Origin of the sequence: Hydrogenophaga sp. IBVHS2 (genome assembly GCF_002127215.1) — a bacterium.
GTDB lineage: Bacteria > Pseudomonadota > Gammaproteobacteria > Burkholderiales > Burkholderiaceae_C > Hydrogenophaga.
Genome location: NZ_NFUT01000002.1, coordinates 206,066 through 227,140 on the forward strand (window position 1 = coordinate 206,066; position 21,075 = coordinate 227,140).

At 69.5% G+C, this 21,075-nt stretch carries 12 protein-coding genes; 3 read left to right on the plus strand and 9 right to left on the minus strand.

Features of this window, described 5'->3' with window-relative positions:
* The first annotated feature begins 2 nt into the window (after positions 1-2).
* The 3 genes from CAP38_RS05750 (at position 3) to CAP38_RS05760 (ending at position 3,820) form a co-directional block, all read left to right on the plus strand.
* A complete protein-coding gene (locus CAP38_RS05750) occupies positions 3-935 on the plus strand; it encodes an electron transfer flavoprotein subunit alpha/FixB family protein (RefSeq protein ID WP_086119954.1) in 933 nt (310 codons plus the stop codon).
* Between the two features lie 94 nt (positions 936-1,029).
* Positions 1,030-2,817 (plus strand): acyl-CoA dehydrogenase, encoded by a 1,788-nt coding sequence (locus CAP38_RS05755; protein ID WP_086119955.1) that lies wholly within the window; start codon positions 1,030-1,032, stop codon positions 2,815-2,817.
* A gap of 22 nt (positions 2,818-2,839) precedes the next feature.
* Positions 2,840-3,820 (plus strand): nitronate monooxygenase family protein, encoded by a 981-nt coding sequence (locus CAP38_RS05760; protein WP_086119956.1) that lies wholly within the window; start codon positions 2,840-2,842, stop codon positions 3,818-3,820.
* A gap of 7 nt (positions 3,821-3,827) precedes the next feature.
* Here CAP38_RS05760 and CAP38_RS05765 read toward each other — a convergent pair whose 3' ends face one another.
* From CAP38_RS05765 to zwf, 9 genes are all read right to left on the minus strand, one after another.
* Positions 3,828-6,782 carry a hypothetical protein gene (locus CAP38_RS05765; RefSeq protein WP_143435757.1) on the minus strand — a complete coding sequence of 985 codons (2,955 nt, stop codon included), beginning with the start codon at positions 6,780-6,782 and terminating at the stop codon, positions 3,828-3,830.
* Positions 6,783-6,905: 123 nt separating this feature from the next.
* Positions 6,906-9,704: a hypothetical protein gene (locus CAP38_RS05775; RefSeq protein WP_179188467.1), complete on the minus strand. Its 2,799-nt coding sequence runs from the start codon at positions 9,702-9,704 to the stop codon at positions 6,906-6,908.
* Positions 9,705-9,952: 248 nt separating this feature from the next.
* Positions 9,953-12,199, minus strand: coding sequence for a hypothetical protein (locus tag CAP38_RS05780; RefSeq protein WP_086119960.1), 2,247 nt, complete (start codon positions 12,197-12,199; stop codon positions 9,953-9,955).
* Positions 12,200-12,206: 7 nt separating this feature from the next.
* Positions 12,207-14,444, minus strand: a complete 2,238-nt coding sequence (locus tag CAP38_RS05785; RefSeq protein ID WP_086119961.1) for a hypothetical protein — start codon at positions 14,442-14,444, stop codon at positions 12,207-12,209.
* Between the two features lie 267 nt (positions 14,445-14,711).
* Positions 14,712-16,310, minus strand: a complete 1,599-nt coding sequence (gene pgi, locus CAP38_RS05790) for a glucose-6-phosphate isomerase (protein ID WP_086119962.1) — start codon at positions 16,308-16,310, stop codon at positions 14,712-14,714.
* On the minus strand, positions 16,307-16,948 hold the full coding sequence (gene eda / locus CAP38_RS05795; protein WP_086119963.1) for a bifunctional 4-hydroxy-2-oxoglutarate aldolase/2-dehydro-3-deoxy-phosphogluconate aldolase: 642 nt from the start codon (positions 16,946-16,948) through the stop codon (positions 16,307-16,309). The genes pgi and eda overlap by 4 nt, the downstream gene beginning before the upstream one ends.
* Positions 16,945-18,804: a phosphogluconate dehydratase gene (edd, locus tag CAP38_RS05800; protein WP_086121050.1), complete on the minus strand. Its 1,860-nt coding sequence runs from the start codon at positions 18,802-18,804 to the stop codon at positions 16,945-16,947. Before edd ends, eda begins: the two co-directional genes overlap by 4 nt.
* 12 nt (positions 18,805-18,816) lie before the next feature.
* A complete protein-coding gene (pgl, locus tag CAP38_RS05805) occupies positions 18,817-19,575 on the minus strand; it encodes a 6-phosphogluconolactonase (RefSeq protein WP_086119964.1) in 759 nt (252 codons plus the stop codon).
* Positions 19,576-19,589: 14 nt separating this feature from the next.
* On the minus strand, positions 19,590-21,062 hold the full coding sequence (zwf, locus tag CAP38_RS05810; protein ID WP_373271404.1) for a glucose-6-phosphate dehydrogenase: 1,473 nt from the start codon (positions 21,060-21,062) through the stop codon (positions 19,590-19,592).
* Between the last annotated feature and the right edge of the window lie 13 nt (positions 21,063-21,075).

A 21,075-nucleotide genomic window follows, 5' to 3' on the forward strand; every position in this document is an offset into this window, starting at 1 on the left:
TCATGACCGCACTCGTCATTGCCGAACACGACAACGCCTCCATCAAGGGCGCGACCCTCAATACCGTGACCGCCGCTGCTGCCTGCGGGGGTGACGTGCACGTGCTGGTGGCCGGCCACAACGCTGGCGCCGCTGCCGCCGCTGCCGCGCAGATCGCCGGTGTGTCCAAGGTGATCCATGCCGACGCCCCAGGCTTCGAGCACGGCCTGGCCGAGAACGTGGCCTCGCAGGTGCTGGCGCTGGCCGCGGGCTACAGCCACATCCTGTTCCCCGCCACCGCCAGCGGCAAGAACGTGGCCCCGCGCGTGGCCGCCCTGCTCGACGTGGCCCAGGTGTCCGACATCACCAAGGTCATCAGCGCCGACACCTTCGAGCGCCCCATCTACGCCGGCAACGCCATTGCCACGGTGCAGAGCGCGGACGCCACCAAGGTGATCACCGTGCGCACCACCGGTTTTGACGCCGCCGCCGCCACCGGTGGTTCGGCTGCCGTGGACACCGTGGCCGCCGTGGCGGATGCCGGCAGCAGCCGCTTCCTGGGCAGCGAGATCGCCAAGAGCGACCGCCCCGAGCTCACCGCCGCCAAGATCATCGTCTCCGGTGGCCGTGCGCTGGGCAGCGCCGAGAAGTTCAACGAGGTCATGACCCCGCTGGCCGACAAGCTGGGTGCCGCCCTGGGCGCCAGCCGCGCCGCGGTGGACGCCGGCTATGCGCCGAACGACTGGCAGGTCGGCCAGACCGGCAAGATCGTGGCTCCCCAGCTGTACGTGGCCTGCGGCATCTCGGGTGCCATCCAGCACCTGGCCGGCATGAAGGACAGCAAGGTCATCGTGGCCATCAACAAGGACCCCGAAGCCCCGATCTTCAGCGTGGCCGACTACGGCCTGGAAGCCGACCTGTTCGAGGCCGTGCCCGAACTGATCGCCAAGCTCTGAGCGCATCGCACCCCCAAGGGCATCGTCGTGATGCCCTTTTTTTGCACCCGACACGGCCGCAGACACCGTGACCGAACCCATCAGGAGACCCGCAGTGAGTTACGTAGCCCCCATCAAGGACATGCTGTTCAACATCGAGCACCTGGCGCGCATCGACCAGGTGGCGGCCCTGCCGGGGTTCGAGGACGCCGGTCTGGAAACCGCGCAGGCGGTGCTGGAGGAGTGCGCCAAGCTCAACGAGGGTGTGATCGCCCCGCTGAACTGGGAGGGCGACAAGAACCCGTCCTTCGTGAAGGATGGTGTGGTCACCACCACCCCGGGCTTCAAGGAGGCCTACCGCCAGTACGCCGAGGGCGGCTGGCAGGGGCTGCAGCACCCGGTGGAGTTTGGTGGCCAGGGCCTGCCCAAGACCATCGGTGCGGCCTGTGGCGAGATGCTCAACAGCGCCAACATGAGCTTTGCACTGTGCCCTCTGCTCACCGACGGCGCCATCGAGGCCCTGCTGACCGCCGGCAGCGACGAGATGAAGGCCAAGTACCTGGGTCGCCTGGTCAGCGGTGAGTGGACCGGCACCATGAACCTGACCGAGCCGCAGGCCGGCTCCGATCTGGCCGCCGTGCGCACCCGCGCCGAGCCGCAGCCGGATGGCACCTACAAGATCTTCGGCACCAAGATCTACATCACCTATGGCGAGCACGACATGGCCGGCAACATCGTGCACCTGGTGCTGGCCCGCGTGGTGGGCGCGCCGGAAGGCGTGAAGGGCATCAGCCTGTTCGTGGTGCCCAAGTTCATGGTGAACGACGACGGTTCGCTGGGTGCGCGCAACGACGTGCACTGCGTCAGCGTGGAACACAAGATGGGCATCAAGGCCAGCCCCACTGCCGTGCTGCAGTACGGCGACCACGGCGGCGCCACCGGCTTCCTGGTGGGCCAGGAGAACCGCGGCCTGGAGTACATGTTCATCATGATGAACGCCGCCCGTTATGCCGTGGGCGTGCAGGGCATCGCCATCGGCGAGCGGGCCTACCAGAAGGCGGTGCAGTACGCCCGTGACCGGGTGCAGAGCCGCCCGGTGGACGGCAGCTTCACCACCGCCGCGCCCATCATCCACCACCCGGATGTCAAGCGCATGCTCATGACCATGCGCGCCACCACCGAGGGCTGCCGTGCCATGGCCAGCGTGGCCGCAGCGGCCTTCGATGCCGCCCACCACCACCCGGATGCCGCGGTGCGCCAGCAGAACGCCACCTTCTATGAATTCATGGTGCCGCTGGTCAAGGGCTACAGCACCGAGATGAGCCTGGAGACCACCAGCCTGGGCGTGCAGGTGCACGGCGGCATGGGCTTCATTGAAGAGACCGGCGCGGCCCAGTACTACCGCGACGCCAAGATCCTGACCATCTACGAAGGCACCACCGCCATCCAGGCCAACGACCTGGTGGGCCGCAAGACCGCGCGCGACGGCGGTGCCACCGCCAAGGCGATTGCCGCCCAGATCGCCGTCACCGAGGCCGAGCTGGCCGCCGGCAGCGCGCAGGCCCAGGCCGTGGCCAAGCGCCTGAAGGCCGCCCGCGAAGCCTTCATCGAGGTGGTGGACTTCATTGCCGCCAACACCCGCAGCAACCCCAACGCCGCCTTTGCCGGCAGCGTGCCGTACCTCATGCTGGCCGGCAACCTGATGGCGGGCTGGCAGATGGGCCGTGCCCTGCTGGTGGCAGAACGACTGTCGGCCCAGGGACAGGACGTGGCCTTCATGCAGGCCAAGATCACCACCGCCCGCTTCTACGCCGACCACATCCTCAGCCGCGCGCCGGGCATCCGCGATGCCATCGTCGAAGGCGCCGAGGCCGTGACCGCACTCACCGCCGACGCGTTCTGATCACACCCACCCAGGAGACACCATGACCGCACCCGCCCGCAGCCTGCCGCCGGTACTCAAGAACATCAAGTTCCCGGTGATCGGCTCGCCGCTGTTCATCATCAGCAACCCCAAGCTGGTCATTGCCCAGTGCAAGGCCGGTGTGGTGGGCTCCATGCCCGCGCTCAACGCCCGCCCGGCCTCCCAGCTCGACGAGTGGCTGCACGAGATCACCGAAGCCCTGGCCGAACACGACCGCGCGAATCCCGACAACCCGGCCGCGCCTTTTGCCATCAACCAGATCGTGCACAAGAGCAACGACCGGCTCGAACACGACCTGCAGGTGTGCGCCAAGTACAAGGTGCCCATCGTCATCACCAGCCTGGGCGCGCGCGAAGATGTGAACCAGGCGGTGCACAGCTGGGGCGGTGTGGTGCTGCACGACGTCATCAACAATGTGTTCGCGCACAAGGCCATCGAGAAGGGCGCGGACGGCCTGATTCCGGTGGCCGCCGGTGCGGGCGGTCACGCCAGCGTGAAGAGCCCGTTCGCCATGATCCAGGAGATCCGCGAATGGTTCGGCGGCCCGGTGGCGCTCTCGGGCTCCATCGCTTCGGGCGGCGCCATCCTGGCCGCGCAGGCCATGGGGGCGGACTTCGCCTACATCGGCTCGGCCTTCATCGCCACCCACGAGGCCCGCGCTGTGGACGGCTACAAGCAGATGATCACCGAGAGCAACTCGGACGACATCGTCTACAGCAACTTCTACACCGGCGTGCACGGCAACTACCTCAAGGGCAGCATCCGCAATGCCGGCATGGACCCGGACAACCTGCCCCAGAGCGACCCCAGCAAGATGAACTTCAGCACCGGCGAAGGCGCGAATGCCGCCAAGGCCTGGCGCGACATCTGGGGCTGCGGCCAGGGCATCGGCGCCATCCGCGAGGTGGTGCCCGCCGCCGACCTGGTGGCCCGCTTCAAACGGGAATACGCGGAAGCGAAGGCGCGGATCTGCGGCGGGTGAGGGCGGGTCAGACCTGAGCCGACCCGAGCTTGGCCTGCTTCGCTCGCGCGAGGATCTGCTGCCGGATGGCGTAGTCGTCGAAGACGGCCATGCTGGGTTGCTTGGACTCTTGATTCTTGATCTCCATGCTGATCAAGGCGTCTTCCCACTCGAAGAGGTGGACCGCCAGGGGGGCGGCATGCCGGTTGTCGGAGGTCCTCTCGGTGAACGACCAGTCGCTGTACGCAGCTTTCTTGGCGGCCTTCAATGCCTCCTCGTCTTTGGCGGTCTTCCATGCCTCATCGAATGTTTTCCGCGCCGCCTTGATGACTGCGAGTCCCATGGCGTCCCCGACCTGGTCTGAACCCCAACCACCATCGTCAACTGGCTGTGGATGGGCCTGCAGCAGCTGTGTGCGGCGTTCGGACAGGGCATTGATTTCGTCCGGGCTGATGAGTCCGGCCAGTTCGCCTTTGAAGGTGTTCCAGCGGCCTTCATCCTGAAGGGCCTTCAGCATGGAGGACCGAATCACCTTCGGCGGCTGGGCGCCGTAGTTCTGTCTCACGCCGAACGATGCATCGTGGTCCCAGGATGCACCCTTGCTGTAATTGCCGCCGTGGTTGTCCGGGTCGTTGCCCACAAAATGCAAGGTGTGGTGGTCGGCATGGCGCTGGCGCACAGCGGGGTCATCGGCATCAACCCGGTTCATGAAGACCCGCCCCGGCAAGGCGCCGTCCGATTCCTTGGGCTGAAACCGAAGGCTCTGGCGATCTTCGGCCCAGCGGACCGAGTCGAATCCGTAACTCCAGCCCAGCGCGTTGAGGTCGTCGGCAGACATTGAATTCACGGCGCGCTTGAGGTCTTTCTTGTCCAGCTTCAGTATGGCGTCGCCCGTCGCTGTCAGCACCTCACTGCCCAGGTTGGGGTTGTAGTCCGACACCTCGCAATACACGCCATCGACGATGGCCACCTTGACCGGTGCCACCAGCCCCGGTTGGCCCAGGAACGCCGCCAGCTTGCGCATGGCCAGATCCCGCCCATAGAGGTTGGGCAGCTGTTCAAGCGGGGGCATCGCTTCCGTGCAAGCCTTTTCCCATGGCTTGAAAACCTGTTGTTTGCTGTCCCATACCTCCAAGTTCAGCCGCCATTCCAGGGTACTGCTGCCTTTGAGCAGGGCTTCATGGAATGCAGCGGTCAGCGAGGCCTGGGCCTGCTGCTTCTGTTTGGCGTCCATCGGTTTGCCGGTCTTCTGCACAAAAGCAGTTTCCACAGTCTGGGTCAACTGATCAAAATGGAAGACGATGCCGCCGCCCATGTGGGCGGAGGGGGCCACCAGAGGGCAGCTGTTGAGCTGTTTCGTGACCAGCTGCTGTTCGGTTCCGTCTGCGAGCGTGAGGGTCACCAGCTTGACCGGGCTGCCGGACTGTCCGCCCGCCAGTGTCCGGGTCTCCATCCGCCGGGCTTTAGCAAACCTTCGGGTCAGTTCGCTGTCTGGCTTCAGCTGTTGATGGATCGGCACCCCCGCCAGCACCATCGGTTTCAAGTGCTGCGCCGGCAGATCACAGTCCAGCGCTTGCCCGGCAATGCCGGCCAAGACCTTGCGGTCCATGTCCGGCAACTCAGCCCGATAAGCCTGCAAGCGTTCGGCCAACCCACCGAGCGATTTGCCATTCTTCAACAAGCGGAGAACGGTTGGTCCCACACCGTCGACAGCGGCCAGTTGTTCGGGCTTCATCTGCTCTTCGAAGGCCTGTCGAGCCAAGAGGAAGAACTGGGTTCCGGTTGTCTCGGACGGCAGCGCCAGCCTGTATTCCACGAGGCGCCTGAATTGGTTGGACCGCTGCTGCTCCGACATGTCTTCAACAGCCAACGGCTTGCCGGGTGTCAAGGCCTGCAGATGGTGGACATGCAGGCCGTTGCGCAGCCCGGTGGCCAGGATCCCTACCTTGTGTCCCTCTCTGGACAGTGTCTTGAGCTCCTCCAGCGAGTACTGTTTGCTTTGAATGAGATAAGCGAAGTCGGGCATTTCTGCGGGCTCCATCCGCTCCTCGAAGGCTTGTCGAGCCAGGAGGAAGAACTGGGTTCCGGTTGTCTCGGACGGCAGCGCCAGCCTGTATTCCACGAGGCGCCTGAATCGGTTGGACCGCTGTTGCTCCGAAATGTCTTTTACGCCCAGCGCTTCGCTGGGTGTCACTGCCTCCAGATGGTCGACATGCAGGCCGTTGCGCAGACCAGTGGCCAGGGTCTCTGCCGTGTGCCCTTCGCTGAACAGTGTCTTGAGGTTCTTCAGCGGGTACTGATCGCTGTGCATCACCTCCAGCAGATCGGAGAGATGGATCGAACCGCGCTGCAGACAGAAATCGGCCAGTGCTGCCTCCTCGGTATGGCTCACCAATCGGTTCAGCAGAAGGAGGTCTTTCCGCAGGTGGTCATTCCAGTCCTTTTGCCAGGCTTTGTAGTTGTTGCGACCGGGTCCCCGGTCCGGGAGGTGGGCCTGTTGGGCGAGACTTTGGGCCTTATGCACCAAGGCCTCGAGGTCTTTCCGGTTCTTGATGTCAGTGGTCTGGCACAGACGTGAGTAGGCCACCGCCGCTGACAGCTCCTCGGGTAGTTTCTGGTTGTATCCGGCAAACGCCCGGTAATGCCGTGTTCGGCAGGCATGCAGATGTGCCAGTGTCTCTGACCCAGGCTCGGGTGTGGCTACGGCCTCCTCACCTCGTACGCGGGACTTTCCCGTCACCGGGTCGGTGCTTGGAGCCCGGTTGCTGGGTTGGGGAGCAGCAACGCCAGCAGCTGCACTGACCTTTGTTACCCGAGCCCAACTGACGGCGGGCTTCCGAACCACTACTTGTCTGGCGCGCGCACTGCCCAGCAACGGTCGGTCGGGTTTGCCCGCTGAAGCAGCGTTGGGGGCTTTTTTTTCGGAATGGGCATTGGCGGTGGGGATGGGGTTGAAGGGAGCGGGGGTCTGCACGCGGCTCATGGCGAATCCTTGTCGGGGGAATGCAGATTGGTCACCAATCCATCACCAATCCGCGAACCGTCCGTCTGGCGTGCCGCCGTGGCCGGAACAACCGGGCCACGGTCCGAGTGCAGGGGCTGTGGGTCAGCCCGGCACCAGTTGCTGCTGCAGCACCGCCAGGCTGTCGGGCAGGTGGGCTGAAGGGTCCCGGCCCGACAGCAGGCACATCAGCAGGGGCAGGGGCATCGGGTTGTCGGCGGGCAGCGCGGCGGCCATGGCCGGCAGCTGGAGCAAGGCCTCCCGCTCGCGATGGCTGACGTCCTGCAGCGTGTCGTGGATGTGCGCCTTGACGCCATCGGGGGTCGACGTGTGGTCGTACAGGGCCAGCAAGGCGGTGTCGAGCGCAGTCAGCGCCTTCAGGGCTGCGGCAGTAACGGTCGGTATGGACTGGTCCGCCACCGACAGGCCGTGCAAGGACCGCAAGGCCTGGTCAAGGTCCGATGCCGCCATTTCGACCGCTGCCCACGGCGTGTCCGGCCCGGACGAATCCATCGACCCGCCGTCGGGCCGGTGCCGGGCGATGAAGGCACGGACCTGCGATGCCAGGCCATCCGCCGGCGGTCGGTATGGGGTGGGTGCATCGGACTGCGCGGGGGCGGCTGTCATGGCAGCCCGGGCCATCAGCGCGATCTCGGACAGGGGGTACACCGCCTGGAGCGATGACGGGTCCTTGAGTTGCAGCGCCACTGCCTGTTGCTGCAGCAGCTGCCGGGCCAGCAGCAGCCACGCGGTGTGCTGGTGTTTCGGCGGCATGGTCGCGTTGAGGTGGATGAGGTCGCTCGGGGTGGCGCCGGCCTTCCACGCCAACTGCCATCCGGGTTCGGCCCAGTCCATCACATCAGCCAGGGCCATCAGCTCGGCCGGCGTGCCGTTTCTGCGCTGCAGCTCGCCCGGTGTCATGGCCTCGATCTGTTGTGCCAGGGCCTCGGCCTTCAGCAGGCTGACCTGGTTGGCCTTGATGGTCTGGCGGGCCTGGGTCAGCCAGCCGGGCAGCGCGGCGTTGGGGGATGCATCGAGGGCTTGTTTGGCCAGCTTGTCGAGCTGCGCCACCAGCTTGATGTTCCCGTTGCACAGCGTCTGCAGCGTTTGGACGTTCTCCAGCGGGCCGATCAGCCAATGCTCGTAGGACTTCAGGTTGCTGGTCAGCAGTTGCCGGCTTTCGGCTTCCGCACCGGCAGGCCATTCCCGGTCCATGGCGGTTTCGGACACGGGCCGTGCCGGCGCTTCCACATGCCGCAGCCGCAGCTGCAGCGCCTGTTGCTGTCGGCGCGCTGCGGAGCGGTTCTCGGGGCGCAGATGGTCGGCGGACCAGCCCTCCAGCTCGCGTGCCAGACCAGCCCGTGCCCGCTGAAGGCGGCCCCAGTGCAGGGCCCTGGAGGCCCACGGTGCGTCCACCGGAGCCTTCTCCAGCGTGTCCAGACGCTGCGCCGCCAGGCCCAGGGGACTTTGGGGCTCCGGCTGGAGCCGTTCCAGACGTTCCAACCAGGTGCGGTGCCGCGGTGCGCGGGGGGACAGGGCGAACGCCGTGCGTGCCGTGTCCAGGCGGGTGATCCTGCGTTGGGGTGGCCGTGCTTCCAGGTCCACCGGATCCGCCAGATCCATGGTGTTCCAACGCTGCCTGAAGGCTCCCTGCTCGAGGGGGGTGAGGCCGCTCAGGACGGGTTCCAGCGCATTCAGGGTCAAGGACCGCAGTCGGCTCTTCAAGGTGTCGGGCGGCGTTCCGGGCTGGTTGAAGTTGACGAACTGCACCGGCTGCTCCTCCAGATCAACGGAGTCGTCGACCAGCGAAGGCAGGCCCAGCAGAACATTCGTCCCCTGGTCCGTGTCCTGCCTGAACTGTCCGGTATCTGGCCACCGGACATGCCCCAGCCATTCCAGCCAGGATTGCTCCACCGCCTGCTGCCGGGCCCAGGGCGTCTCCGTCCGGCGGCCGAATCGCAGCATCCAGGTGTCCGGGGGCAGGGGCCCCATCAACACCCCGTACACCGGCTGACCATCGATGGTCAGCACATGGGCATGCAGGGGCAGCATGCGATGGCCCAGACCCAGCAGTCCGGCCAGGCCCTGCACGAACAAGCCGCGGCGCAGCGCTTGCGCCTCGGGGCTGCCGCAGCGGCAGGCCTTGAACCGGTAACGCGCCACGGTCGACCGTTGCAGGGGGTCCTGCAGCTCGACCCAGCCGTCCGGAGAGTGTTTCTTCCGGGGTTGCAGGTGGCGCAGGTTCCGGGCCGTGGCGTCCGGTGCTGGCGGGGGCGGTGTGGCGTCCGGGTTCCAGCCGGCCTTCTCCAGGGCGGACAGCTCGTCGGGCTTGAATCCCAGGCCGGTTCCCCAGGCCGCCCAGTCGACATCGTGGTCCCGGGCCTGGCCATGGAGGGCGATATCGGACAGCGATGGGGTGGGCCGTCCGTTGGCCTGGTAGGCCGCACGAACCCGGCGCACATCCCCGATGGTGAGGCCAGCCCGGTGCAGGCGGATGATCTCGGCGGCCGACAGGCCCTCGCGCAGCCCGAGCAGCAGGAGATCGGCCGACAGCACCGGGGCGGCCAGGCAGTCGAGCAGCTCGGCCAGCGTCCACTTCAGCAGGGCCCGGGCCATGTCGGGGCCGTGATCCGGATCCTTGCGCATGGCGATGTCCAGCGCCTGGAGGCGGGAGGGCAGGGCCTTCAACCCCTCGGCCTGCCGTGCCAGTTGCTGGGCCACACCCTCGTTGGACGATCGCTCCGCTTCAGCCTGGCAGACCGACAGGTTGGGCCCCAGGGTGTACATGGCATAGGTGTGCTTGGGCACGGGCAAGGCGGCCAGCTCGACAAGGCGGTCCGCTTCCCGGATGTGGCTCAAGGGCCGTTCCAGCTTCTCCAGCAACAGATCCAGGGAGGGCGGCATGGTGAGGCCCATGAACACCGGGGGCTCGGACGGCGTGGTCTCGCGGGGGGTGACGGACCCGCTGGATGACCTTCGGGGTGGCGGCGAGATCGGCGACGGATCGGTGCGGGGCGAGCGCGTGTTCCGTTGGGGTTCCGGAGCGCGCAGGCCTCGCAAAGGCAGGAAGGAGGGGATGTCGGTGGAGGATCTCATGGGGAACGGGACAGTGATGAGGCCCGGTGAGTGGGGCCATCCGCCCCCCACAGTCCTCACGAATGCATGATCCCCTGCGATGCCGAGCCGTCCCTGTTCCGTGACTGCCGTTCGCGCTCCTGCCGCACCGCCGAGCGGATGGCCGCTTCATCCAGCACCGCCGGGAACCACCGCTGTTCCGGATGGCGTCGGGCCACGGTCTGTCCCACCGCCAGCGCCCGCATCAGGCTGTCGGATTCGATGTCCCGCAGCCGCGTGGTGTCGGCGCGGCCGTTCGGGGGATGGAGCACATCGTCCGCAATGGCCTGCGCCTGCGCCGGCAGATCGTCCAGGCCCAGCGCGGTGGTGGTCTCGGCCGACAGCCAGTCCGCTTCGCTGTCGAGCCAGCCGTGCGGCTGCAGTGCCCGCACCTGTTCCTGGAGGTGGTGCAGCCGCGATTCCAGGGCCCGCCACTCGGGCAGGCGGATCAGGCCGGTGGCGCCGCAGGCCCGCATCTCTTGGGGTGTGAGCTTGAGCAATCCCCTGGCCAGATCGGCCGGAATCACCGTTGGCATCCGGGTGCCGTGCAGCACCGACCAGGCGGGGCGAACGCGGGGACCGGGGGGCTGGTGGCGCTGGTTGTTGCAGGCGTCTTCGGGGTGCATGAGGCAGCGCCCGAAGGCCAGGTCGTTGTCGAACAGCACCAGGCGCTGCCGGTCCGGCCGATCGGGGTCGGCGGCAAAGGCCACGTTGCCCGCGTTCCAGTCCACCTGACCGGTGAGCAGGTGGAACCAGACCGCCACCACCATCTGGCGGCGCACCTCCGGGCGGGTCACATCCAGGGGCCGGATCAGGGGCAGATGGACTGAGCTGCCGCCCAGCTGCGCCTCGCTCACCTCCGCCCGCAGCCCGCTGGTGGTGAGCGTCAGCCGGGTCAGGCCCTGCCAGCGGGCGATGTCGGCCAGCAGCCGGGGGGCATCGGCCCAGGTGCAGAGCCATTGCAGGTCGTCCGGCGGCAGCGACAGGTCGTGCGGGCTCTGGATCAGCAGTTTCTGCAGGCCGGGCACGTATTCGTTGAGCGAGCCGTACAGGCCGTCGATCACCGCCGTGTACGAGGCCGTCACCAGGAGGTGGCGCCCCAGCCCGAGCAGTGCACCCAGGCGGTGGGTGAGCACCTGCCGACCGGTGAGGTTGGGGCCGGGTCGGTGCCAGTCGGTGGCCCGGCGGGTGGGTATGCCGACATCGGTCATGGCGTCGGCTTCTGCGTCCGGGTGTTCCGGCCGCCAGGTGTAGGTCCAGGTCTTGGCCCCGTCGGTCCAGCCATGCAAGTGCACCTGGTTCACCATGCCTTTGCCGACCTGCTGGGTGGTCACCGGCTTGAGCGATGCCAGGTGCGCGCGCAGCACCGGATCGGGTGCGGTCTGGGGATGGATCGGCACACCGGCCTGGAACAGGGCCCGGGTGTCGGTGGCACTCAGGCCGCAACGCAGCCCCTGCTCGATGACCTCCAGCGGCATCCGTGGCGTGTCCAGCAGGATCTGCACCTCGTTGAGCGGCAGGGCGAGGTCGGGGTTGCCGATCCGCTGCGCAAGCTGCCGGCGCAGGGCGTCCATGTCCGACGCGGTGGCCGGCGTGGGGGCGCAGACAATGTCGGCAGGGCGCTGCCCGTCCTCGAGCCGGGCCCTGACCGTGGACGGGTCCTGCGCCGGGGCCTGCATCATCAGCAGCACCTGGGCCACTGTCGGTGGCTCGCGGTCCCAGCGGCCGTCGGCGGGGCGGACCGATGCGATGTAGTCCGGCATGCCGCCGGCCTGTTGCAGCAGGCCGGTCACGCCGGCGATGGCCGCCTGCAGGTCGGGCAGGGCATCGCTGAACCCCGGCACCGCGTCGGTGCGCGACAGTGCGTCCTCCAGCCGGGCCTTCACGAAGTTCAGCACCTTGTTCACCTTGTTCACGGCGTCGGGTGAGCCGATGGTGAGTTGCTGGCACAGACGCACCCATGTGCCGCCGACCTCCTGTGCCTGTTCGAGGGCGGTGAGGAGCTCGGCCGCCGGCAGGTTCCACTGCAAGCGGGTGATGCCGGCCTGACGGGCACACCGCAGGGCATGCACGTGCAGCATCCCCACCAGCTCGTGCAGGGGGCGAACCGGCGGCTGCTCGGGTTCCGGCACCTCGACCCTTTCCAGCAGCAAGCGCTCGGGTGGGTGCTTGCGGGCATTCAGACGGGTGGGATGGCGGTGGAGGTCGGGGGTCTGCCAGGCCCGCTGAGGGCTGGGGGACGGTATGGACGGTGCGGTGAAGCAGGGGGCGCTGGAAGGGATCATGGGGTGTTCAGAACGGCTTGGCGATCCGCTGCAGGATCGGGTTCACGCTGGCCTGGGCCAGGTCGAGGCGGGTCTGTGCGTCGGCAAAGCCGGAGCCCCATTCCATGACCCAGGCCGGCCACCGGGCCGCATGCGCTGCCAGGATGTCGTGGCCTTCCCAGCCCAGCAGCAGTCCGTGCACCGCGTAGTCCAGGTCGGGACCGCCGGCAGCGGTCAGGCTCAGCAGGTCGCCCGCGTGCGGGTGGCGCGCCAGCCCGGGCGGCAGGCGCAGTCCCACCGCCTGGGCGTGTGCCTTCAGGGCGGCGAGCTGCGTATGGCGCCCGGCCAGACGGGTCTGCAGCGCCCGCAGCATGTCGCACGCCTGCGTTTCGGAGGGATCGAGCGCACGCCACAGGGTGTTCAGCTCGGCGTGCAGCAGGGCCAGTGCGGTCAGGGCATTCTGGCGCCGCTCCTCCAGCAGGGCGGCGTCCCTCAGGTCGGTCGTGGCCAGGGTGGCGTCCGCGCGGTCGAATGCCCGGGCGGTCTGCACCGCGCGGCCCATGCGGCCGCCATCCAGCCACAGCAGGCTGGTGTGCAGCAGCAGTTCCTGCGCGAAGCTGACCGTGGGGCTGTCGCGTTCGGCTGGACCCATCCGGGTGCCGAGGCGCGTTGGCGTCGGCGCGTTGACCTGACTGTCACGGACCTGCTGCATCGCCTCGGCCAGCTGCGCCCGGCCGGTGCCGGGGCGCAGGGCCTGGACCGTGGTGTGGTGCTGCCGGGCACCCGCCTGCAGCAGGGCCTGGCCGAGCAGGGGCCAGCTGGGTGAAAGCCCACGAAGGTGGGCATCGCGGATCTCCTGACCGGTGGCGCCGCAGTGCAGGGCCGGCGCCACCGTGTCGGCACGGGCGCCGCAGGCCGCCAGGTACATCAGCCGCCGTGGCGACCAGCCATCGACGGGTGACGGAGCACCGCGCATGACCAGCGCGCTGTGCAGCGACAGGGCCTGGTCGATCAGCGGGCTCTCGGACTTGACCTGCTGGCGCAGGCGGATCAGGTGGTCGGGCAGGGCGCTGCCGTGTTCCGCTGCAGTGGCCTGCGCCTTGTCGAGGAACCTGACCAGCTCCTTGTTGAGGGCACGGGTCTCGTGCAGCCCCCTGGCCGCCCCTTGCAGCGGCTGGTCCAGCGCCCGCTCATAGAGCCGCAGCGCGCTGCGGACCGGATAGTCCTCGGGACGGGACAGCGGCTCCACATCCTGGGCCGTCCTGCGCGGCGGCACGCCCTTCGGGTCGCGGGATTCATGGCACCGGGCCAACCCTTGTTCCAGGGGAATGCGCAGCGCAAGGCTGTCGTGGCGGCTGCACTCGCGGGCCTGCAGCGCGCCGAGCTGGCCGGTTCGCACACCCTCCAGCCGCTGCCAGGTCCGATCGGTGCCGAGGTCGCGCCGGATCTCGGGGCTGGTCCAGTCCGTCGTGGCCTCCCGCACCGCGACCCGGTTGCCGAGGTCGTCCCGGGCCATGTCCAGCCGCCGGACGAACGCCGCTGCGGCCTGCGGACCCAGCGCCCGGGCGGCATCGCGTGCCCACCGATCGCGGTCGATCTGCTCGAGGCGGTCCAACAGGGCCCGGTCGATCACATCGGGCAGGACCGGCTCCGGGCCGGCCTGCTTCGACGGTGCCACCGGCCCATCCAGGGGCAGCCTCGGGCACAGCCGATGCCCGCTGTCCTGGGGCATCCAGACCAGCTCTGCCGGCGCCAGTGGCCGACCGATGAGGAAGCCCAGCCAGTCCAGGGCCACGCACTGGCCGATGTGTTCGTGCAGCAGCGGGTTCAGACCGGCATCGACGGCGGGCAGCGCATCGGGATCGAACGGGATCAGCATGCCGTAGGTCAGGCCCTGGCCGGTGTGTTCAAACGCGGCGAGGACCGCCGGCGCGGCCCCGGGCATCCCCAGGGTCCGGGCCAGCGCCATCAGGAAAAGCCCCTGCCGCAGCCGTTGCAGGTCCCGTTCGTTGTGGATCGGCATGAACCAGAGGTGCTGTGTCCCGCCGTGTGCGCTGCGCCGGTTCACTTCGGTCATGCCCAGCGGGGCGGGCATGCCGCTGCCCGGCGCGGAGGGCAGGGCCTGCCATGTGCGGGCCGCATGGTCCGGCAGGGGCCAGTCGTCGATGCGGTCTTCGGTGAAGCCGGCCTGTCGGAGCGCGTCGAGTTCGGCGGGGCTCAGCCCCTTCGGGCGGGCCCACTCGGGCAGCGGACCCCGGAGGCCCACGGGAATCTGGCTGACCCGGGTCGGGTCGAAGGTGTGGCGTTGCGGGGCCGAACGTGTGGGCCGGGCCGGCCTCGGTTCGGTCGGGTGTGTCGGGGCGGAGGTCCGGTACCGGTCAGGAGGCCGTCGGGCGCTGCCGGTGGGTGTGTCGGGTGTGGATGTACCTTGCATGGCGGGTCGGGGTCGGGGTCGAAGAACCCGGCTGGGTGGAGCCGATGTGGGCTTCCACTCCTCACCAATTCATGATCCGCCGCGGGGCCCGACTGCCGGCTACCGCCCCTGTTCCATCGCCTTGGCCAGGGTCTTGCCCAGTTCCACACCCCACTGGTCGTAGGCATTGATGTTCCACAGCGCCGCCTGGCAGAACACCCGGTGCTCGAACAGCGCGGCCAGTGCGCCCAGGCTGGACGGATCGAGCTGCTCCAGCCAGAAGATGTGGCTGGGCGTGTTGCCGTGAAACTGGCGGTGCGGTGCCAGGGCCTGTGCCTCGGCCTCGGGCATGCCCTGCCGGCGCAGCATGGCCAGGGTGTCCTCCAGGCTGCGTCCCCGGGCCATGGCCTCGGCCTGGGCCAGCAGGTTGCGGTTGACCAGGGCCAGATGGTCGGCGGCCAGCGGCAGCGGGGTGTCGTCGGTGCGCACACCGATGAAGTCCACCGCCACCTTGTGACGGCCCTGGTGGATCAGCTGGTAGAAGGCGTGCTGGCCGTCCATGCCCAGACCACCCCAGATCACGGGACCGGTGTCCACCGTGACCGGCACGCCGTCGAGGTGGGTGTGCTTGCCGTTGCTCTCCATGTCCATCTGCTGCACATAGGGCGTGAAGCGGCCCAGGCGCGCGGTGTAGGCGGCCAGCATCAGGCTGGGCATGGCCAGGAAGTTGCGGTTCCACACACCGTGCAGGGCCAGCCGCATGGGCAGGTTGCGCGCCGGCGGGGCCTGCAGGAAGTGCTGGTCCATGGCACGGGCGCCGGCCAGCAGCTGCAGGAAGGCGTCGCGCCCGATGGCCACCGCCAGCGGCAGGCCCAGCGCGGACCACAGCGAATAGCGCCCGCCCACCCAGTCGCTGAACAGGAAGGTGCGCTCGGGCGGATGGCCGTGCTTCGCGGCCTCGTCGGGGGCGGCAGTCACTGCCACCAGATGCCGGTGCAGGCCGTGGTCGGGGATGCCCTGGTCCCGCAGCCAGCGGCGCGCGGTGGCGGCGTTGGCCAGCGTTTCCTGGGTGGTGAAGGTCTTGCTGGCCACGATGAACAGGGTGCGGCGCGCATCGAGCGTGCGCAGCACGCTCCACAGCGCCCAGGCGTCGGGGTTGGCCAGGTAGTGCACCCGCACCGCCGGGTGGGCCAGGTGGGCCAGGGCCTCGGTGGCCATGCGCGGTCCGAGGTCGGAGCCGCCGATGCCGATGTTCACCACGTCGGTGTAGGCCTGTCCACTGGATCCCAGTATCTGGCCGGCGCGCAGCTGCTCGGCAAAGCCGGTCATGCGGTCGAGCTCGCGCGCCACACTCCCGCTCACCTCCGCCGGCCAGGGGTGGGGTGCGTCGGCCGTGGCCGCACCGCCGCGCAGGGCCACGTGCAGCACCGGGCGCTGCTCGGTGGTGTTGATGGCCTCGCCCCGGAACATGGCGTCGCGCTGGCCGGGCAGGTCGGCCTGCACGGCCAGCTCCACCAGGGCGGCTTCCACCTCGGGGGTCAGGCGCTGGCGGGTGGCATCCAGCGTGATGCCGGCCGCCTGCAGGGTCAGGCGTTGCGTGCGGCCGGGCTCGGACGCCAGCAGCTCGCGCAGGTGCGGCTGGGGTGCCTGGGCCAGTGCGGCCAGGCGTTGCCAGGCGGGCAGGTCGACGGGGTGGGGACGGGGTGCAGGTACGGTCATGCGGAGCGGGACAGGGCGGTGGCCTCGCGGGCCAGCCGGGTGATGCGGGACCAGTCGCCAGCGGCCAGGGCATCGGCCGGGGTGAGCCAGGAACCGCCGGCCATGGCCACATTGGGCAAGGCCAGGAAAGAGGGCAGATTGTCGGGGGTCAGCCCGCCGGTGGGGCAGAAGCGCACATCGGGCAGCGGGGCGGCCAGTGCCTTGAGCAGTGCGGCACCGCCGGCCTGCACCGCCGGAAAGAGCTTCTGGAGCAGGAAGCCGTGCTCGCGGGCCCGCATCACCTCGCCGGGGGTCATGACGCCGGGAATGAAGGGCAGGCCCGCGGCCCGCACGGCGTCCACCAGCGCATCGGTGCAGCCGGGCGACAGGGCGAAGCGGGCACCGGCGTCCACCACGCGGGGCACGTCGGCCGCGCGGGTGACGGTGCCGGCGCCCAGGTGCATGGCCGGCACGGCCCGGGCCACCGCCTCGATGGCGTCCAGCGCCGCATCCGACCGCAGGGTGATCTCCATGACATCGATGCCGCCTTCGAGCAGCGCCTGGGCCAGTGGCACGGCGGTGCGGGCGTCGTCGATCACCACCACCGGCACCACGCGGGAGCGGAAGGCGGGCAGGGCAGGCAGGCGGGTGGCGCTCATGGCAACGGACCGGGCAGGGGATGGGGCAGCGGGGCGAACAGCGGCGAGGCACCCTGCTCGGCCACGCCGGCGTGCTGGCGGAACAGCGCGAACAGCTCGCGGCCCACACCGTGGCCGTTGGCCGACAGGTCGGGGTGCTGCACCGTGCGTGCGGCCAGGGTGGCGTCGTCCACCTCCAGCTGCAGCAGGCCGCGTTCGGCGTCCAGGGTGATGAAGTCGCCGTCGCGCACGCGGGCGATGGGTCCGTCGGCCAGGGCCTCGGGGCTGAGGTGGATGGCCGCCGGCACCTTGCCGGATGCGCCCGACATCCGGCCGTCGGTGACCAGCGCCACCGCATGGCCGGCATCCTGCAGCACGGCCAGGGCCGGTGTGAGCTTGTGCAGCTCGGGCATGCCGTTGGCGCGCGGCCCCTGGTAACGCACCACGGCCACCAGATCGTGGCGCAGGCCGCCGGCGGCGAATTCGGCCAGCAGTTGGGCCTGGTCGTGGAACACCCGGGCCGGCGCCCGCACCACCCGGTGCTGCGGCTTGACCGCCGACACCTTGATCACGCTGCGGCCCAGGTTGCCGCGCAACAGGCGCAGGCCGCCATCGGCGCTGAAGGGCTCGGCCACCGGGCGCAGCACGGCGGCGTCACCGCTGGCGGCAGGGACGTCGCGCCAGGCCAGCCGATCGCCATCCAGCCAGGGTTCGCGGGTGTAGGGCAGCAGGCCCTGGCCCACCACGGTGGTCACGTTGTCGTGCAGCAGCCCGGCGCTGCGCAGCTCGCGCACCAGCCAGGGCATGCCGCCGGCGGCATGGAAGTGGTTCACGTCGGCGCTGCCGTTGGGGTAGATGCGGGCCAGCAGCGGCACGGCGGCCGAGAGCTCGGCAAAGTCGTCCCAGTCGATCAGCACCCCGGCCGCGCGTGCCATGGCCACCAGGTGCAGGGTGTGGTTGGTCGATCCGCCGGTGGCCAGCAGGCCCACCATGCCATTGACCACGCTGCATTCGTTCACCACCTCGGCCAGCATCACCCCGCCCGGTGCCGCTTGCGTGGCAGCAGCCTCCACCGCAGCGCGGGTGAGGGCCTGGCGCAGCGGTCCGTGCGGCGGCACGAAGGAGCTGCCGGGCAGGTGCAGGCCCATGATCTCCATCAGCATCTGGTTGCTGTTGGCCGTGCCGTAGAAGGTGCAGGTGCCGGGGCTGTGGTAGGCCTGCGCTTCGGAGGCCAGCAGCGCCTCGCGGCCCACCTGGCCCTGCGCGTACTGTTGGCGCACCCGCGCCTTGTCGTCGTTGGACAGGCCGCTGGCCATGGGGCCGGCCGGCACGAACACCACCGGCAGGTGACCGAACGAGAGCGCGCCCATCAGCAGGCCGGGCACGATCTTGTCGCAAACGCCGAGCATGAGCGCGGCGTCGAACACGTTGTGCGAGAGCGCCACCGTGGTCGACAGCGCGATCACGTCGCGCGAGAACAGCGACAGCTCCATGCCCGCCTCGCCCTGGGTGATGCCGTCGCACATGGCCGGCACGCCGCCGGCCACCTGGGCGGTGGCGCCGATGGCGCGCGCATGGTCGCGGATGAGGGCGGGGTAGTGCTCGAACGGCTGATGGGCCGAGAGCATGTCGTTGTACGCAGTGACCGCACCGATGTGGGGTGCGCGCTCGGCATGGATGCGCAGGCGGTCGTCGGCCGGCAGCGCGGCCGTGGTGTGGGCCATGTTGGCGCAGCCCAGGCCGGCGCGCTGGCGGCCATCGCGCCGCTGCTGCGCCATGCGGGCCAGGTAGTCGGCCCGGCTGGCGGCGCTGCGGCGGCGGATGCGCTCGGTGACCGCAGCCAGCACCGGATGAAGGGGAACGGGAACAGGGCTCATGGGCATCGGGGTTCAGGGAGCCAGCCAGACATGCATGGGCGGCAGTGGCCGGTCGGTGGTGCCGCACAGCAGCAGCGAGAGGGGGCGTTCCGCCGACGACGGCGCCTGCAGCGCCTGGCGGTACACCGATTGCTTGACCGCCCCGCACAGCGGGAGTTCCAGCAGCCCGGCACCACGCAGCGCGGTCAGGCTCAGGGTGAGGCGGGCATGCGGTGCCCGGCTCGGGCGGGTCCAGGCGACCGCCTCGGCCGTGGCCAGGGCCTGGGCGGTGCCGGGTGCGTCCGGGAACAGCGAGGCGGTGTGACCGTCCTCGCCCAGACCCAGCACCACCACGTCGGCCGGCAGCAGCGGCGCCATGCGCCGGCTGGCCGCGCGGGCCAGCTCGTCCAGGTCGCGGGTGTCCAGCGCCTCGGGAGCGTCGGGCAGGGCATCGAAGAAAGGCACGAAGCGCGCCGCGATGGCGTGTTCCTGCAGCAGGTGGCGGCGCACCAGCGCGGCGTTGCTGTCGGCGTGCAGCGGCGGCACGCAACGCTCGTCGACCGGGATCACATGCACCCGGGCCCAGGGCAGCGGCAGGCGGCGCAGCGCCTCGAACAGCGGGACCGGGCTGCGGCCACCCGAGACCGCCAGCGTGGCCTGCCCCCGCTGTGCCATGGCCGCCTCCAGCGCCTGCCCGATGTGCGCTGCCAGCGCGGGCCAGAGGGTGTCGGCCGGCTGATGGAGGTGCTCGTGCACCGGGGCGGGCAGGGGGACGGCGTCGTTCGGCGGCATGGCGGTTCTCGTGGTCAGTGCGCTTCGGCCCAGGCGGCGTTCTCGCTGGCCAGCAGGCTCGATGCCGAAGCCGGGCCCCAGCTGCCGGCGGCGTACGGCCGCGGCGCCTCGCCCAGCGCGGCCCAGCCCTGCTGGATCGGGTCGATCCAGGACCAGGCGGCCTCCAGCTCGTCGCGCCGCATGAAGTGGGTCAGCCGCCCCTTGATCACATCCACCAGCAGCCGCTCGTAGGCCTCGGCGCGGCGTTCGGTGAAGGCCGACTGCAGGTCCAGGTCGAGGTGCACCGGACGCAGCCGCATGCCGCTGCCCGGTTCCTTGGCCATCATCTGCAGCTGCACATGCTCTTCGGGCTGCAGCCGCAGCACCAGGCGGTTGACCGGCTGACGAGGGGTGTCGGGGAACAGCGAGCAGGGCAGGTCGGCGAACTCCACCACGATCTCGCTGCGCCGCTCGGCCATGCGCTTGCCGGTGCGCAGGAAGACGGGCACGTTGGCCCAGCGCCAGTTGTCGATGCGCGCCCGCAGCGCAACGAAGGTCTCGGTGCGGCTGCCCTCGGGCACCTGTGCCTCGTCCTGGTAGCCGGGCACGCGCTGTCCGTCGATGTGACCGGCGGTGTACTGGCCGCGCACCGTGTCGCGCACCACGTCCGCCGGGCTCATGGGCCGCAGCGAGCGCAGCACCTTGAGCTTCTCGTCGCGCACCGCATCGGGGTCGAGCGAGACCGGCGGCTCCATGGCCACGATGCACAGCAGCTGCAGCAGGTGGTTCTGCACCATGTCGCGCAGGGCGCCGGTGCCGTCGTAGAAGCCGGCGCGGCTGCCCACGCCCACGCTCTCGGCCACCGTGATCTGGATGCTCTTGATGCTCGATGCCCGCCACAGCGGCTCGAAGATGGCGTTGCCGAAGCGCAGCACCATGAGGTTCTGCACCGTCTCCTTGCCCAGGTAATGGTCGATGCGGTAGGTGCGGTCTTCGCTGAAATGCCGGGCCACCTCGTCGTTGATGCGGCGCGCCGAGGCCAGGTCGTGGCCGAGCGGCTTTTCCAGCACCACGCGGCTGTCGGGGGTGATCAGCCCGGCGGCATCGAGCTGGGCACAGATGTCGGTGAAGAGGGTGGGTGCGGTGGCCAGGTAGAACACGCGGTCGGCGCCCGGGCGCAGCAGCTCGCCCAGGGCCCGGAAGTCCTGCGGGCGGGTGGCGTCCAGCGTGGCATGCACCAGCCGGTCCAGGAAGCCGGGCCAGTGGTCACCCTGGCGGTCTTCCTGGCCCACGAAGCCGGCCACCTTGTCCTGGATGAAATCCAGGAATCCGCCCCGGTCCCAGGGCTGGCGGCCGAGCACCACGATGCGCGCCTGCGCCGGCAGATGGCCGTGCCGGTGGGCCGCGAACAGCGCCGGCAGCAGCTTGCGCACCGACAGGTCGCCGGCACCGCCGAAGATCACCAGGTCGAGTGGACGATCGGGGGCGGCGGAGTCGGACATGGGCATCGGGCGGTTACGG

Excerpts from the sequence above, each read along its gene's own strand:
- CAP38_RS05750 (WP_086119954.1), top strand. The coding sequence starts at position 3 with ATGACCGCACTCGTCATTGCCGAACACGACAACGCCTCCATCAAGGGC.
- CAP38_RS05760 (WP_086119956.1), top strand. The coding sequence starts at position 2,840 with ATGACCGCACCCGCCCGCAGCCTGCCGCCGGTACTCAAGAACATCAAG.
- CAP38_RS05765 (WP_143435757.1), bottom strand. The coding sequence starts at position 6,782 with ATGAGCCGCGTGCAGACCCCCGCTCCCTTCAACCCCATCCCCACCGCC.
- CAP38_RS05775 (WP_179188467.1), bottom strand. The coding sequence starts at position 9,704 with ATGCCGCCCTCCCTGGATCTGTTGCTGGAGAAGCTGGAACGGCCCTTG.
- CAP38_RS05780 (WP_086119960.1), bottom strand. The coding sequence starts at position 12,199 with ATGATCCCTTCCAGCGCCCCCTGCTTCACCGCACCGTCCATACCGTCC.
- pgi (WP_086119962.1), bottom strand. The coding sequence starts at position 16,310 with ATGACCGTACCTGCACCCCGTCCCCACCCCGTCGACCTGCCCGCCTGG.
- eda (WP_086119963.1), bottom strand. The coding sequence starts at position 16,948 with ATGAGCGCCACCCGCCTGCCTGCCCTGCCCGCCTTCCGCTCCCGCGTG.
- edd (WP_086121050.1), bottom strand. The coding sequence starts at position 18,804 with ATGAGCCCTGTTCCCGTTCCCCTTCATCCGGTGCTGGCTGCGGTCACC.
- pgl (WP_086119964.1), bottom strand. The coding sequence starts at position 19,575 with ATGCCGCCGAACGACGCCGTCCCCCTGCCCGCCCCGGTGCACGAGCAC.
- zwf (WP_373271404.1), bottom strand. The coding sequence starts at position 21,062 with ATGCCCATGTCCGACTCCGCCGCCCCCGATCGTCCACTCGACCTGGTG.